11 protein-coding genes and 1 pseudogene are annotated in these 13,776 nt (G+C 59.6%); 6 read left to right on the top strand and 6 right to left on the bottom strand.

Features of this window, described 5'->3' with window-relative positions:
- Positions 1-23: 23 nt before the first annotated feature.
- Positions 24-509 (bottom strand): hypothetical protein, encoded by a 486-nt coding sequence (locus AGR2A_RS00250; protein ID WP_072495128.1) that lies wholly within the window; start codon positions 507-509, stop codon positions 24-26.
- Between the two features lie 243 nt (positions 510-752).
- Between AGR2A_RS00250 and AGR2A_RS00245 the strand changes: the two genes are divergently transcribed.
- The 6 genes from AGR2A_RS00245 to AGR2A_RS00220 all read left to right on the top strand — a co-directional run bounded on the left by AGR2A_RS00245 (position 753) and on the right by AGR2A_RS00220 (position 7,923).
- On the top strand, positions 753-1,616 hold the full coding sequence (locus AGR2A_RS00245) for a MurR/RpiR family transcriptional regulator (RefSeq protein ID WP_072495127.1): 864 nt from the start codon (positions 753-755) through the stop codon (positions 1,614-1,616).
- An 80-nt stretch (positions 1,617-1,696) separates the two neighbouring features.
- Positions 1,697-2,479 (top strand): SDR family oxidoreductase, encoded by a 783-nt coding sequence (locus AGR2A_RS00240; RefSeq protein ID WP_072495126.1) that lies wholly within the window; start codon positions 1,697-1,699, stop codon positions 2,477-2,479.
- A 44-nt stretch (positions 2,480-2,523) separates the two neighbouring features.
- Complete coding sequence (locus AGR2A_RS00235; protein WP_072495125.1) at positions 2,524-4,443, top strand: beta-N-acetylhexosaminidase; 1,920 nt, start codon at positions 2,524-2,526, stop codon at positions 4,441-4,443.
- Between the two features lie 12 nt (positions 4,444-4,455).
- The gene (locus AGR2A_RS00230; protein WP_072495124.1) at positions 4,456-5,889 is read left to right on the top strand and encodes a M81 family metallopeptidase; all 1,434 of its coding nucleotides are present in this window, start codon (positions 4,456-4,458) and stop codon (positions 5,887-5,889) included.
- Positions 5,890-5,951: 62 nt separating this feature from the next.
- A complete protein-coding gene (locus AGR2A_RS00225; protein WP_072495123.1) occupies positions 5,952-7,157 on the top strand; it encodes an MFS transporter in 1,206 nt (401 codons plus the stop codon).
- Between the two features lie 25 nt (positions 7,158-7,182).
- Positions 7,183-7,923 carry a copper homeostasis protein CutC gene (locus AGR2A_RS00220; protein WP_022556912.1) on the top strand — a complete coding sequence of 247 codons (741 nt, stop codon included), beginning with the start codon at positions 7,183-7,185 and terminating at the stop codon, positions 7,921-7,923.
- On the opposite strand, the pseudogene AGR2A_RS00215 reads toward AGR2A_RS00220, so the two are convergent.
- The 5 genes and pseudogenes from AGR2A_RS00215 to AGR2A_RS00195 form a co-directional block, all read right to left on the bottom strand.
- Positions 7,889-9,039 (bottom strand): annotated as a pseudogene (locus AGR2A_RS00215) (glycosyltransferase family protein). The gene AGR2A_RS00220 and the pseudogene AGR2A_RS00215 overlap by 35 nt on opposite strands.
- Entirely contained in the window at positions 9,036-10,283 is a 1,248-nt protein-coding gene (locus AGR2A_RS00210; RefSeq protein WP_072495121.1) for a glycosyltransferase family 4 protein, read from the bottom strand. Before AGR2A_RS00210 ends, AGR2A_RS00215 begins: the two are co-directional and overlap by 4 nt.
- Before the next feature lie 41 nt (positions 10,284-10,324).
- Positions 10,325-11,533 carry a glycosyltransferase family protein gene (locus tag AGR2A_RS00205; RefSeq protein ID WP_006699094.1) on the bottom strand — a complete coding sequence of 403 codons (1,209 nt, stop codon included), beginning with the start codon at positions 11,531-11,533 and terminating at the stop codon, positions 10,325-10,327.
- A 72-nt stretch (positions 11,534-11,605) separates the two neighbouring features.
- Entirely contained in the window at positions 11,606-12,781 is a 1,176-nt protein-coding gene (locus AGR2A_RS00200) for an ABC transporter permease (protein WP_072495120.1), read from the bottom strand.
- Positions 12,778-13,776, bottom strand: coding sequence for an ABC transporter permease (locus AGR2A_RS00195; protein WP_004443698.1), 999 nt, complete (start codon positions 13,774-13,776; stop codon positions 12,778-12,780). Before AGR2A_RS00195 ends, AGR2A_RS00200 begins: the two co-directional genes overlap by 4 nt.

The raw sequence follows: 13,776 nt of genomic DNA, 5'->3' as shown, positions 1-13,776 counted from the left end.
TGAACTCCAGCATCTCCGTTGGATCACGGCATGGGGTTGGGCATGTAGCCGGTAAAGCCGCTGATCTTCCAGCGTCCTTCATGCAGCCGGCAGTAATAAAGCGTCTGCCACTTCATGACGTCGAAACCGCCATCGGCCCTGCGAATTCCGCCGTCGAATTTCTTGCGAACCAGCGCGGTTTCGCCTTCCACTTCGATTTCCTCAAGCGTGGTAGTGGTGAAGATCGCATGGCGTGGGTCTTCAGCAAATTGCTGGGTTTGGAAATCCTTCGCCTGCCGCAGCCATTCGTCGCGATAGGCGGCAAGGGAGGGGAAAGACAGGCGCCAGTTGTCAGGATTTGCATCCCGACTGGCATTGATGCCGAGGAAGCCGTCTTCAACGAAATCATCCGCTACCCTGGACCAGTCGGCTGTAAGGAAAGCGTCGATGTCCCGCGTTACCAGCATCTCCCAGATGGAATGGCGGGCGCTGTCGGTTTCGGCGAAGGGGTTTTGGAAGGGATCGCGCATGATTCTGGTCCGTTGTTGAAATTATTTTCAGGAATTGGAAATTTCTCTGGTGATTATTGTTGGCATATGCTCATCTTCCAATCAACAGAGAAAACCGTTTTCATGTCGAGGATGTCAGGCGTGTCTTCGGGAGGACGGAACAACGGCGGTTCCCGGCTTTATTCGGTTGACGGGCGGCCTGGATTAGGGTGCATCGGAAACGGGGCCAAGCCTTAAGTTTTGGCGGAACGGAGACCGGTGAGCATGGATATTTTCGCAAGAATACAGGAAGACAGGGGACAATTCTCGCAATCGGAGCGGCGGATTGCCGATATTCTGGTTTCGGATTTCGAATTCGCCGTCAATGCGTCGATCATTGAACTTGCCGCCCGCGCCGAAGTGTCGCCGCCGACGGTGACGCGGTTTTGCCGCCGGCTGGGCTGCCAGAGCTTTTCGGATTTCAAGGTCAGTCTCGCCAAGACGGCCTATGTCGGTATCCGGTACCTCACCTCCGAACCGTCCAGCACCGGCCCCTCGGACGTCGCGGAAGAGGTGCTTGCCAAGGCTCAGGAAGCACTTTTCCTGTTGGACAGGACGCTCGATCCTGCCCTTGCCGATGAAGCGGCGATCAAGATCGCCAATAGCGGCATGATCTATGCCTTCGGCGCGGGCGGCAACTCCTCAATGATCGCTTCGGAAATCCAGAACCGGCTTTTTCGCCTGGGTTTGCGTGTCTCCACCAGCGCCGATCACAGCATGCAGCTGATGATGACCGCCGCGGCCCGAAAGGAGGACGTGATTATCGGCTCCTCCTTTTCCGGCCGCAACATGGAGCTGGTGAAGTGTTTCAGGCTGGCTCGCGACATGGGGGTTACCACCATCGCGCTTACCCAGAGCGACACGCCGCTTGCCGCGGCCGCGGATATGGTGGTGGGTGTCAACGTGCCCGAGGGAAACAATATCTTCCGCCCGACTTCATCGCGCTACGCCTATCTGGCTGCCGTCGATGTTCTGGCGACGCTTGCTGCTTATCACCACCGGCAAAGATCGATGGTGACGTTGCGTCACATCAAGCAGCAGCTCGTGGAGCATCGCGATTCGGATGACAAGCAATTGCTCGGCGACTGAAGGTGGGATGATGAAAACGTGGGCTGCTCGGCCCGAGACCCCGCAACAGGGGTCGTGAAACTTCAAGGGAGTTGCAGGAGATGAAGGACAGGAAAGACCAGCTCGCCATCGTGACCGGCGCGGCAGGTGATATCGGGCGGGCGATTGCCGCGGCGCTTTCTGAAAGCCATGCGAAGGTGGTGCTGGTTGATATCGATGCTGAAGCCCTTTCCAATGCGCTTTCTCTGCTTTCCGGATCCGGTTTCGTTGCAAAAACCTGCGATGTCACCGATCCTGCAGATCTTTCGAGGCTGGCGGCTGACGTCGCGGAGCTGGGCGATGTCGCGACACTCGTCAACAATGCCGGTGCCGCGAGGGCTGTCAGTCTGCACGACACGACCGCCGAAATATGGCGGCAGGACAATGCCCTTAATCTCGAAGCACCGTTTCTCTGCTTTCGCGCTTTTGAAGACGCGCTGAAGCGGACACAGGGTTCCGTTGTCAATATTACGTCGGTCAACGGCATGTCGGTTTTTGGCCATCCAGCCTATAGTGCGGCGAAGGCCGGATTGATCCACCTGACGAAACTCATCGCCGTCGAATACGGGAAATTCGGTATCCGTTCCAACGCTGTCGCGCCGGGCACCGTTCGCACCCAGGCGTGGGAGGTGCGGGCCGCTGCCAATCCCCAGGTCTTCGAGGAGGCGAAGCGCTGGTATCCGCTGCGGCGCATCGTGAAACCCGAAGACGTGGCGAACGCGGTCGCCTTTCTGGCGGGACCGCAGGCGGCGGCCATCAGCGGCGTGTGCCTGCCGGTCGATTGCGGTCTCACGGCGGGGCAGGCGCCGCTGGCCCGCACTTTTTCGCAATCCGAACACTACTGACCGAGCCCTTTCATAGGGTCAAATGCGCAATAAAGGGGAGCATCATGGCGCTCGCAAACTATCGTCTCGAAAATTCATGGCATCCACTGGCGGAATCGGCATCCGGAGGCTTCACCTTCACGCTGATCAATCTTTCCCGAGAGCCGCTGAGGGATTTCCGTATCGTTTACACGTCGCTGACGCGGACGGTAGACAAGCCGGTTTGCGGCAATGCGGTTTATCTGCGCCGTAACGCCAATTTCCATGAATTCGCGCCGCCTGCCGGTTTCGTGCTGGAACCCGGCAAATCCTGGCGTTTCACCGTCGATGGGTTGCTGAGGCCCGCCAGGCATCGCACGGATGGTGCAAAATCCGCCTATATCAGCCTTGCCGACGGCACGCATCGCGCCGTTGATGTCGGGGACCTGATGTTGGACGGGCGTCACAGCGAGCCGGCGCCGGTGCTGCTTCCAGAAGGCAAGCTTGTTCTGCCTTTTGCCATCCAGCCCTGGCCTGCCGAAATCGATGCCGAACCCGGCGACGGCTTTCCCGTCGCGCTCTTCCCGTCGGAAGATGCCAAGGCCAATGAAGTCCTTGCGGTGGAAACCGTGCTTTCGCTGTTCCGCAGGCTATTTGCCGTCGGGCACGTGCCCTTCAGCCTCGCCCCTGTGCATGAGGGAAAGGCCCTGCACTTCAAACAGCATAGCGGACTGGAGGCGGAAGGTTATCGCCTTTCCTTTTCCTCTGACTTTGTTGTCGTGGAATACTCGGCCGCTGCCGGGCTGCAGTATGGCCTGACGGTTCTGGCGCAATTGCTGCATGGCGCCCGTCTCGATCCGAGGTTCCGTTTTCCCGCGTCCGGCACAATCAGCGATGCGCCGCGTTATAGCTGGCGCGGCTGCCACTTGGATGTCTCGCGGCAATTTTATCCGACGCAGGATGTCGTGCGGCTCATCGATATTCTTGCATGGCTGCGCATGAACCGCTTCCACTGGCATCTGACGGATGATGAGGCGTGGCGTCTTGAAATCAAGGCTTATCCGTTATTGACCACGGTCGGCGCCACACGCGGCCCGGATGCGCCGCTTCTGCCGCAGCTTGGCAACGGCGCGGAACCGGTCTCCGGTTATTATACCCAGGACGATGTGCGCATGGTCGTTGCCCATGCTGCGGCGCTGAATGTGGAAATCGTGCCGGAAGTCGATATTCCCGGCCATAGTACGGCTGCCCTCGTCGCCTATCCGGAACTGACGGACGGGCAGGAAGCCCCTGACAGCTATCGCTCCGTGCAGGGATATCCTAACAACGCGCTCAATCCGGCCATCGAACTCACTTACGAATTCCTCGGCAAGGTTTTCGACGAGATGGTAGAGCTGTTCCCGTCTCGGCTGATCCACATCGGCGGCGATGAGGTTGCGGACGGATCCTGGCTCGCCTCGCCACTCGCCAAGGCGCTGATGGAAAAGGAGGGACTGGATGGTACTTTCGGTATCCAGTCCCACTTCATGAAACGCATTCAGGCCATGTTGCACGAGCGCGGCCGTCAGCTGGCCGGCTGGGACGAGGTTTCTCACGGCGGCGGCGTCGACCCCGCGGGAACATTGCTGATGGCGTGGCAGAAGCCGGAGGTCGGCCTTGAACTCGCAAGGCAGGGTTACGATGTGGTGATGACCCCGGGGCAGGCCTATTATCTCGACATGGTTCAGGACGAAGCCTGGCAGGAGCCGGGTGCCAGCTGGGCCGGCACCGTTCCGCCTTCCCACACCTACTCTTATGAGGCGATCGGTGATTTTCCAGAGGAGTTGAAGGAGAGGATGAAGGGCGTTCAGGCCTGCATCTGGTCAGAACATTTCCTCAACCGCGCCTATTTCAACCATCTGGTCTTCCCGCGGCTACCGGCCATTGCCGAGGCGGCCTGGACACCGAAGGCGCAGAAGGATTGGTTGCGTTTTGCGGCCATCGTTCCCTTTAGTCCGGTGTATTGAGGGGAAGGTGACATGCGTATTGCCGTTGGTGGAATCCATACCGAGTGCAGCACCTACTCGCCGGTGTTGATGGGGCAGGAGGATTTTCGCGTCTTTCGCGGCGCGGAGTTGCTGGAGGCCGAATATTTCAACTTTCTCGCCGAAGGCGGAGCGGAGGTGCTGCCGCTTCTGCACGCCCGGGCGGTGCCGGGCGGTCCGGTGTCGCGCCCGGCCTACGACGCTTTCAAGCGGGAATTCCTCGAGCGTCTGAAAGCCTCATTGCCCTTGGACGGACTTTATCTCGCCATGCATGGCGCGATGAATGTTGAAGGCATGGACGATGCGGAGGGCGACTGGATTTCAAGCGCCCGCACCGTGGTCGGACCGGATGTCGTCATCTCCGCGAGCTACGACCTGCACGGCAATGTCAGCCAGACGATCATCGATCAACTCGACATATTTGCCGGCTATCGAACTGCGCCGCATATCGATGTGCGGGAGACGATGGTGCGCGCCTGGACGATGTTGATCAGGGCCCTGGAGACAGGGACAAGACCCGGTATCGCCTGGGCGAAAATCCCCGTTCTGCTGCCCGGCGAGAAGACTTCCACGGAAGACGAGCCGGCCAAGAGCCTTTATGCTTTCCTTCCTGATCATGACGCCCGCCCTGGCATCTGGGATGCGAATTTCATGATCGGCTACGTCTGGGCGGATGAACCGAGAGCGACTGCTTGCGCCGTGGTGACGGGAACGGATAAAGCGGCCGCACAGGCAATTGCGGCCGAGATCGCGCAATCCTACTGGGACGCCCGGCAGGATTTTCATTTCGGTCCCGTGACGGAGCCGCTCGCGAAAATTCTGGATATTGCGGAAACGACGACCACCCGGCCGATCATTCTGGCGGACTCGGGCGATAACCCCACTGGCGGCGGGGTGGGCGATCGCGCCGATGTTCTGGCGGCGCTCCTTGCGCGTGACTGGCAGGGTGCATTGGTGGGCGGCATTACCGACAGGCCTGCGGTCGAAGCCTGTTTTGCGGCGGGCGAAGGCGCGATCCTTTCCCTGAAGATCGGCGGAAGTCTTGATCCGAAGAGCCCGTCCGTCACCGTTGAAGCCGAGGTTGTGACACTGGACGATCCCGGTGCGGCGGATCAGCGACAGGCTGTGATCGTCATCGGCGGAATCACGGTCATTCTGGCCGCCCGTCGCCGGCCCTATCACATGATTTCGGATTTTACCCGTCTTGGCTTCGATCCGAAGGACGTGCGGCTTCTGGTGGTGAAATCCGGTTACCTGTCGCCGGAGCTTGCGCCGATCGCCAATCCCAACCTCATGGCGTTGACGGAGGGGGTAATCAATCAGGATATTGAAAATCTTCCCAATCGCCGTCGGGAGGGCGATTTTTATCCCTGGAAGCCGCACTTCGATTATATCCCGAATCCTGCCCTTTCGGTCCGCTGGCGATGACAGCGGTCCGGTAGCTTCAATCCAGCGATCCGGCTTTGCCGGATCATCTCAGGCGAACATCCATGCCGTCGGCTCTTTCCATCGTCATCAACAATCCGTCGATCCGCATCGGGGCGCTCGCCATCCTGTTCTTCGGATTTTCGAATGCGGCGACCGCGCCCTATCAGGCGGTGATCGGCATTCGCGAAATCGGGCTCAGCAACACCGTCTATTCGCTGCTGATGCTGTTTGCCGCCGTCATCAATGTCAGCGCCAGTGTGCTGATGGGCATCGTCGCTGACAGGCTGGGTGAATATCGCAAGCCAATGCTCTATATTGCGCTGTTCGGTGTCAGCGGTTACCTGCTGGTTTATCTCGCCGGTAATGCCACTGCCTTTGTGGCCTCCAAACTCGTGCTTTTGCCAATTTTCGGCGCTATGAATTCGCTGATCTTTGCGCATGTGCGTGCCGACGCCCGCAATCTTTCGACGGGCGAGATGATCGCGGTGAATTCCATCATGCGGGCGACGATCTCGCTTTCCTGGGTGCTGGTGCCGGGGCTTGTAGGGGTATTTCTGGTTAATTCCGGAAACATGCTGACCGCGTTTTTGTTCTCGGGCGTCTGCGCGCTCGTCTGTTTTCTGCTGGTGGCCTTCTGCCTGCCGCGCGCCGCCACGCCCGCCTCGGCCAGTACCGAAGCGCGTTTTGGCCTGCGCGCCTCGCTTGGTGAAATCGGATCACGTCGGGTGCTGCTTCGGATCGTCGCCATCGCATTGATCTGCTCGATGCTGCATTTGAACGATTCCGTGCGCTCCCTCATCATTACCGGCCAGGCCAAGGGTACGGTGGCCGATATCGGGATCGTCGCCGGTATCGTCGCCGCGCTGGAAATCGTTTTCATCCTGCTGTGGGGCTGGATAGAAAAGAAGGTGCCCCAGACGCTGACGCTTGCCGCGGGCGCACTGCTTTACGCTGTTTACCTGATCCTGCAGGGGCTCGCATCGGCGCCGTGGCATATCTATGCCCAGACCGTCATCAGCGCACTGGGGGCGGCGGCGATCATCAGCATACCCATCACCTACCTGCAGGAACTGATCGCGGACCGGCCGGGCCTCGGCAGTTCGCTGATCGCTGTCAATATTTTTCTTGGAGCGGGTCTGGGCGCCCTGATTTTTGCCCTTGGCACGCTCGTCTCCAATTATTCGGGAACGTCGATCCTCGGGGCGATCGTCGGGATTGGCGGGGTTTATATGCTCTACGCCCTTGATGGGATCGGTCGCCGCAGGTAACCGCCATCGAATGAAAGAGGCTATGATGATTCTCGAGATTTGCGTGGACGATGTGGCCGGCCTGGAAGCCGCAGTGAGAGGCGGGGCGGACCGTATCGAACTTTGCGCGGCACTGTCCGGCGGCGGGGTCACCCCGTCTGTCGGCTTTATGCACCGCGCTGCGGCTTATGGGTTGCCCGTCAGCGTGATGATCAGGCCACGCGCCGGCGATTTCGTTTTCACGCGTGATGAAGCGGATGTGATGAAACGCGATATAGATGCGGCGCGCGCCGCGGGCCTTTCCGGCGTGGTGCTCGGTGCATCGCGCGAGGACGGCTCCCTCGATCTTCCGTTGCTCGAAGAGCTGCGTCGTCATGCCAACGGTCTGGATGTGACGCTTCACCGGGCTTTCGATGTCGTTCCCGCCATGGATGAAGCCCTCGAGGCCGCCGTTGCGCTGGGCTTTTCCAGAATTCTCACTTCCGGCGGCGCACGTTCAGCGCTGGAAGGGGTGGACACTCTGGCCCGCTTGTCGGAGGTCGCTGCCGGCCGGATCGCTATCATGCCGGGTGCCGGCGTGCGTCCGCAAAGCGTGCAGACGCTGCTTGACCGGCTTCCAATCACCGAAATCCACGCATCCTGTTCCGCCGTTCCTCATTATGATCCGGAAAGCCGCGTGGCGAAGCTCGGTTTCACCGGGGCGGGGCGCAAAGTCACGGATGAGGCAGCGGTGCGTGAACTAAAGGCGATCCTTACCGCTCATCATAAAGCCGATGCAGCGTCCTAGCCGTCCCGGCGGCGCCATCGAGATTGAGGTGGACCGTACCGGGTGGCGGCAGGACGAGTGCCGCCTTGATCGCTTCGGCCATGGAGGCTGGCGAAATATCTTTCTCTTCCAGCACATGGGCAAGCCCAAGCCCGGCCAGCCGCTCCGCACGGGCGCTCTGTTCGGTTTCACCGCCGGCCGCGAAAGGGATGAGGAGCGAACGGCATTTTGCCTGAAGAATATCGCAGACGGTGTTGTAGCCGGCCTGTGATACCGAAAGGCGCGCGCCGGCGAGCAAGCTCGCGAAATCCTTGCGGAAGCGGAAAACGGAGATATTTTCCGGTGCCGCAGCCAATATCGCATCGAAATCCGCCTGTGGCATATTGGGACCGGTGACGAGACACCAGCTCTTGATACCGTCCAGCAGCGGCGCGGCCTCAAGGGCGGCCCGGACAAGGGCCGCACCGACAGCGCCGCCGCCGGCGGAGACCACAATATCGAATTTCTCGACCGGTTCCGGCGGTGGAAGCGGGGCCACCAGGCCGGTATAGACAATACGCTGACGTATCTCGCTGGCGAGGGGAAAGGTATCTTCCAGCCGGGCGAAATCCGGGTCGCCGTGCACGAGCACGGCGTCGAAATGTTTCTTTACCAGCGAGACGGTTTCTTCATCCCGGCCCGGCTTGGTTTTTCCTGCAATATATCTCGCAATGACGCCATGACGAGCGGGCGCGGTTCGCTATCCTCGATCTCATCGAGAAGCGGAAGCAGTTCGAACCGCACCTGCCTGCGGCCGAAGGGAAAAGCCTCAATGATGACGATATCGGGTTTGGCGCCATGATAGGCACCGATCAGCATATCGGTCCTGAGCCTCTTGAAGTCGTCATCCACCGGTTTGCCGGAACTGTCGACCAGGCCGGCAAAACTGCCATCGCTGACGGCAATCGGCGGCAATTCGACATGACGGATGCCTTCACCCGGAAAACCCGGGACAGGCGTTCCGCCCGTCACCAGAACTACGTCGAAACCATCCGTCTGAAGGGCATTGGCGATGCGGCTGGCGCGGGCTATATGGCCGATGCCAAGAAGATGCTGGACATAAAAGAAAACACAGGGCCGCTTTTCCATCTCGGTCATGGTGTCTTTTCCCATTCGGTCTCGAAGAGCGTCTTCAGTTCGGCAATGCTGGTGCGATGATCGAAGGCGGTGCGCACGCGGTTTTCGGCGGCGTTGCCAAGACGCAGGCGCAATTGCGGATCGGTAATAGCCAAGCGCAGGGCATCTGCGAAGGCCGCTGGATTTTCCGGCTCTGTGAGCAGGCCGTTTTCACCACCGACGAAGAACTCCGGAATGCCCGATATGTTGGTGGAGATGCAGGTCATCGCCTGGCTCGCAGCCTCGACCAACACGTTGGGAAGACCGTCGCGGTCGCCATCGCTGGTGATGCGGCAGGCAAGGGCAAAGAGGTCCGCTTGCCGGTAATTCTCCAGCACCTGCTTCTGGTCCATGGCTCCCGTCCAGACGACCCTGTCGGAGACGCCAAGTTCGTCCGCGAGTTTTTTCAGCGCAGCCAATTCGTCCCCGCCGCCGATATGGGTAAAGCGCCAATGGATATTGCGTGGCAGCGAGGCGAGCGCGCGCAACAGAATATCGATTCCCTTTTTCTTGACCGCACGGCCGACACTCAAAATCCTGACCGGATCCTCGGCGTCTGAACCGTCTCTCGCCGGCCGCGGCGTGTCGAAATGCGGGAAACGCGTGAGATCGAGGCCATGATAACTCAGATGCACGTTCTGCCTCACCCCGGAAAGGGTCGACAGATGCCGAAAGCCGCTGGCAGTGCAGGTCACGGCCCAGCGGGCGCTTTGCAGCTTGGCGGCAAGGTCACGGTCGCTGGAGGTCCAGATGTCCTTGGCGTGGGCCGAAATCGTCCAGGGCGTGCCCGTGATGAGATGGGTATAGGCCGCGACTGAGGCGGGCGTATGAATGAAATGCACATGCAGCCACCCGGCATCCTCCGGCCATTCATTGGCCAGCACGGCCGCCTGACCGAAACGGCGAAAGCGGTTGCGGCTGAGATCATGGGGCAGGTCGCTGAGAAACTGGCGAAGCGCCTTGGTGAAGCCCGGCTTTTTGCGACATACCCACAGGGCTTTCAGCACACGCAGAGGTTCCTCATGCAGATACTCCGGCAGGTAGGTGACGGGCGCGCGGATCTCATCATGAACGGGATGGCGTTTCTTGTCCGTTGGCCGGCGCATGGACATGAGTTCGAGCTTCAGCCCGGCCTTCTCAAGCCCCAGCAATTCCTGGGCGATAAAAGTCTCGGACAGGCGCGGATAGCCCTTGAGGAGCACCACGATTTTTTTTGCATCAGTCACGTTGCGCGCGTCTCTTCTGAACGTTGGTTGCCGAGGCCGGGTTACGCGCTGAGCGTGATCGGCGTCTTGTCGCCCTCGGGCGGCAGCCATTCGGCAATCCTGCGTGATATGTTTTCCAACCCGTCGAGCTTCAGCCCGCACGAATTGACGGATGGCGGCGCGCGGTGCGGCAGGGCTTTGAGGGCGGCCGCCATCTTGGCTGGGTTCTCGGCATCTTCCGGCAGGAGCATGTCGAAAAGACCCAGCTCCGATGCGCGGCTGGCGCGGATAAGCTGCTCCTCCCGCGGCACCGTGCGGGGCACGACGAGTGCGGGTTTGTCGAAGGACAATATTTCGCAGACAGTGTTATAGCCACCCATGGAGACCACGGCCTGCGCACCAGCGACGAGATCTTCCATGCGATTGTCGAATTCGATGATTTCGATGTGCGGTATATCGGCTACGCTGCTCATGAAGCGCTGGCGCTGATCCGCCGGCATATAAGGGCCGAGCACGACCAGCGCCTTGTGCGTCAGCTCCGGGTCATGTCGGTAGGCGTTGATGACGTCATCGATCAATTCACTGCCGTCGCCACCGCCGCCTGTGGTGATGAGAAGATAATCGCCTTCCGGCCGATGCGCCGCGGTCTCCGCCTGTGTCTTCGATCTCTGAAGAAAGCCCACGAAATCCATCTTGTCGCGCACCGTCTGCGGAACGTCGAGCCCTGTCAGCGGATCGTGGAAATCCGGCGGGCCATAGACCCAGACATGGTCATAGAACTGGCCGATCTTGGTCATGACGTTGTTGCGCTTCCACTCCGCCTCGAGCAGCTGCGGCGCATCCATGACATCACGCAGGCCGATAACGAGCTTGGTGCCCTGTCCCTTGAGATAAGCGAGTGTTTCCTCCACCTCGCCGCGAAGGCCCATCGGCTCCTTGTCGACGATGAAGATGTCAGGCTGGAAGCTTTCGGCGGTATGGTAGATGATGGACCGGCGCATCTTCAGCGTTTCCTGAAGATCGATATGCCTGTCCATCGAGGTGTATTCGCCATTGCGCAGCTTGATGACGCTCGGAATTTTCACGAAATCGACGCGGGCGCGATAATCGAAGGCACCTGCAATGGTAGCCCCTGAAATGATGAGGACGTTGAGACCGCGATAATCCTCCACCAGGGCATGCGCAATGGTGCGACACCGCCGCAGATGGCCGAGACCGAAGGAATCGTGGCTGTACATGAGAATGCGCGCGTCGTTCAAACGGGAGCTCATGGGCCACACCTCTTTTTGCCTTTCACGATGAAGGCGGCTTCGGAAGGGCAGTTTATCAAGGTGTATTCCATTTTATCTGAAGGGGTCCGCAGCATCACGTAGTCCGTCACCGAAGAAATTAAAGGCCAGAATGACGAGAACGACAGGGATCGTCGGGATGAGAAGCCAGGGATATAGCGCAATGACGCTGACGCTGCGCGCCTCCGTGAGCAGAATTCCCCAACTTGTGATCGGGGGGCGCAGGCCGAGGCCCAGGAAGCTGAGCGCTGTTTCGCCAAGGATCATGCCCGGTATCGTCAGGGTGGCCGAGGCGATAAGATGGGACATGAAGCCCGGAATAAGATGTCGGCCAATGATACGCGGTGTGCCCGCTCCCATCAATTGCGCAGCCAAAACATAGTCTTCCTCGCGCAACGCCAGTAGCTTTGAACGCACGGCGCGCGCTAGCCCGGTCCAGTCCAGCATGCCGAGAATGATGGTGATGCCGAGATAAACGAGGATCGGACTCCAGGTTACCGGCATGATGGCCGCGAGCGCCAGCCATAGCGGAATGCTGGGAATGGATTGCAGGACCTCGATGATGCGCTGGACAATCAGGTCAAACGTGCCGCCGCGATATCCCGCCAGGCCACCGATCACAATGCCGAGAACGAAGCTCATGGCGACGCCGAGGAGGCCGATGGTCAGTGAAATGCGCGCGCCGTAGATGATACGGGACAGCACGTCACGTCCGAGGCGGTCGGTGCCGAGAAGGAACAGTTCACCGCCTTCTGCCGGGCAAACGAGATGGGTTCTGCCCTCGAACATGCCCCAGAAACGATAGGTGTCACCCTTGCAGAAGAAACGCAGCGGCTGGATATCGGTCGGCACGTCCCGGTAGACACGCCTCAGATTTTCCATGTCGAGCGTCATTTCACGGCCATACACGAAGGGGCCGACAAATTTCCCGTCATTGAAGAGGTGGATGGCCTGGGGCGGGGCGTATATGTGTTCGATATTGCGTGTGTGGAGATTATAGGGGGCGAGGAACTCGCAGATCAGAATCGAAAGGTAAAGCACCACCAGAAAGGCGCCGGACCACACCGCGATCTTGTGCTGGCGGAACTGCCACCACATGAGCTTCAACTGCGAGGCTTTGCTGAAGGCCGCCATGCCAGACGTGTTGGGTTCGATCAGCGACGGGTCGAAGGGCGCGGTCGAGACATAGTGCGGCAGGGCTTCGCCGGGATTCGGAATGGATGAAGTCATTTGACGTTACCACCTCCGAAGCGGATTCTCGGATCGAGTATGGCAAGGGCGATATCCGACACCAGAACGCCGATCACCGTCAGGAACGCAAGGAACATCAGGAACGAACCCGCCAGATACATGTCCTGGCTTTGCAACGCCCGGATGAGCATGGGGCCGGTGGTCTCGAGCGACAGGACGACGGCGGTAATTTCCGCGCCCGATATGATGGCAGGCAGGATCGAGCCGATATCCGAGATGAAAAAATTCAGGGCCATGCGCAGCGGATATTTGGTCAATACCCTGAAAGGGTGCAGGCCCTTGGCGCGGGCGGTGACCACATATTGCTTCTGTAATTCATCCAGAAGGTTGGCGCGCAGGCGGCGGATCATGCCGGCCGTGCCCGCCGTTCCGATGATGAGAACGGGAATCCAGATATGCTCAAGGATCGACTTGAACTTCGCCCAGCTCATCGCCTGGTTCAGATATTCCCGGTCCATCAGATGGCCTATGGAGATGCCGAACCATATGTTGGCGAAGTACATCAGAATTAATGCCAGCATGAAGTTGGGGATCGCGATGCCGAGCAGGCCGAGGAAGGTTAGCCCGTAATCGCCCCAGCTGTATTTATGCGTGGCGGAATAGATGCCGATTGGAAAAGCCAGCAGCCAGGTGACAATGATGGTAACGAAGGAAACCAGAACCGTCAGCCACAGGCGATCTCCCACCACGTCGCTCACGGGTAGCTGATATTCGAAGGAATAACCGAAATCGCCGACAAGCATGCCGGTCGCCCAGCGGAAATAGCGGATCGGGGCCGGCTGATCGAAGCCGTAACGGACGCGCAGTTCCTCGATTTCGGCAAGATTTGCCGTTTCGCCCATGGCGCGCAGCTCAGCGACATAGCTTTCGAAATAATCGCCTGGGGGCAGTTCGATGATGGTGAAAACCAGCATCGAGATCAGGATGAGCGTCGGGATCATGACGAGGACGCGCTTCAGAATATACCGCAGCAT

The sequence above is a fragment of the Agrobacterium genomosp. 2 str. CFBP 5494 genome, assembly GCF_900013495.1.
Taxonomy (GTDB): Bacteria; Pseudomonadota; Alphaproteobacteria; order Rhizobiales; family Rhizobiaceae; genus Agrobacterium; species Agrobacterium pusense.
The sequence above is the reverse complement of the archived record's forward strand: the minus strand, read 5'-3'. Positions and strand labels throughout refer to the sequence as shown.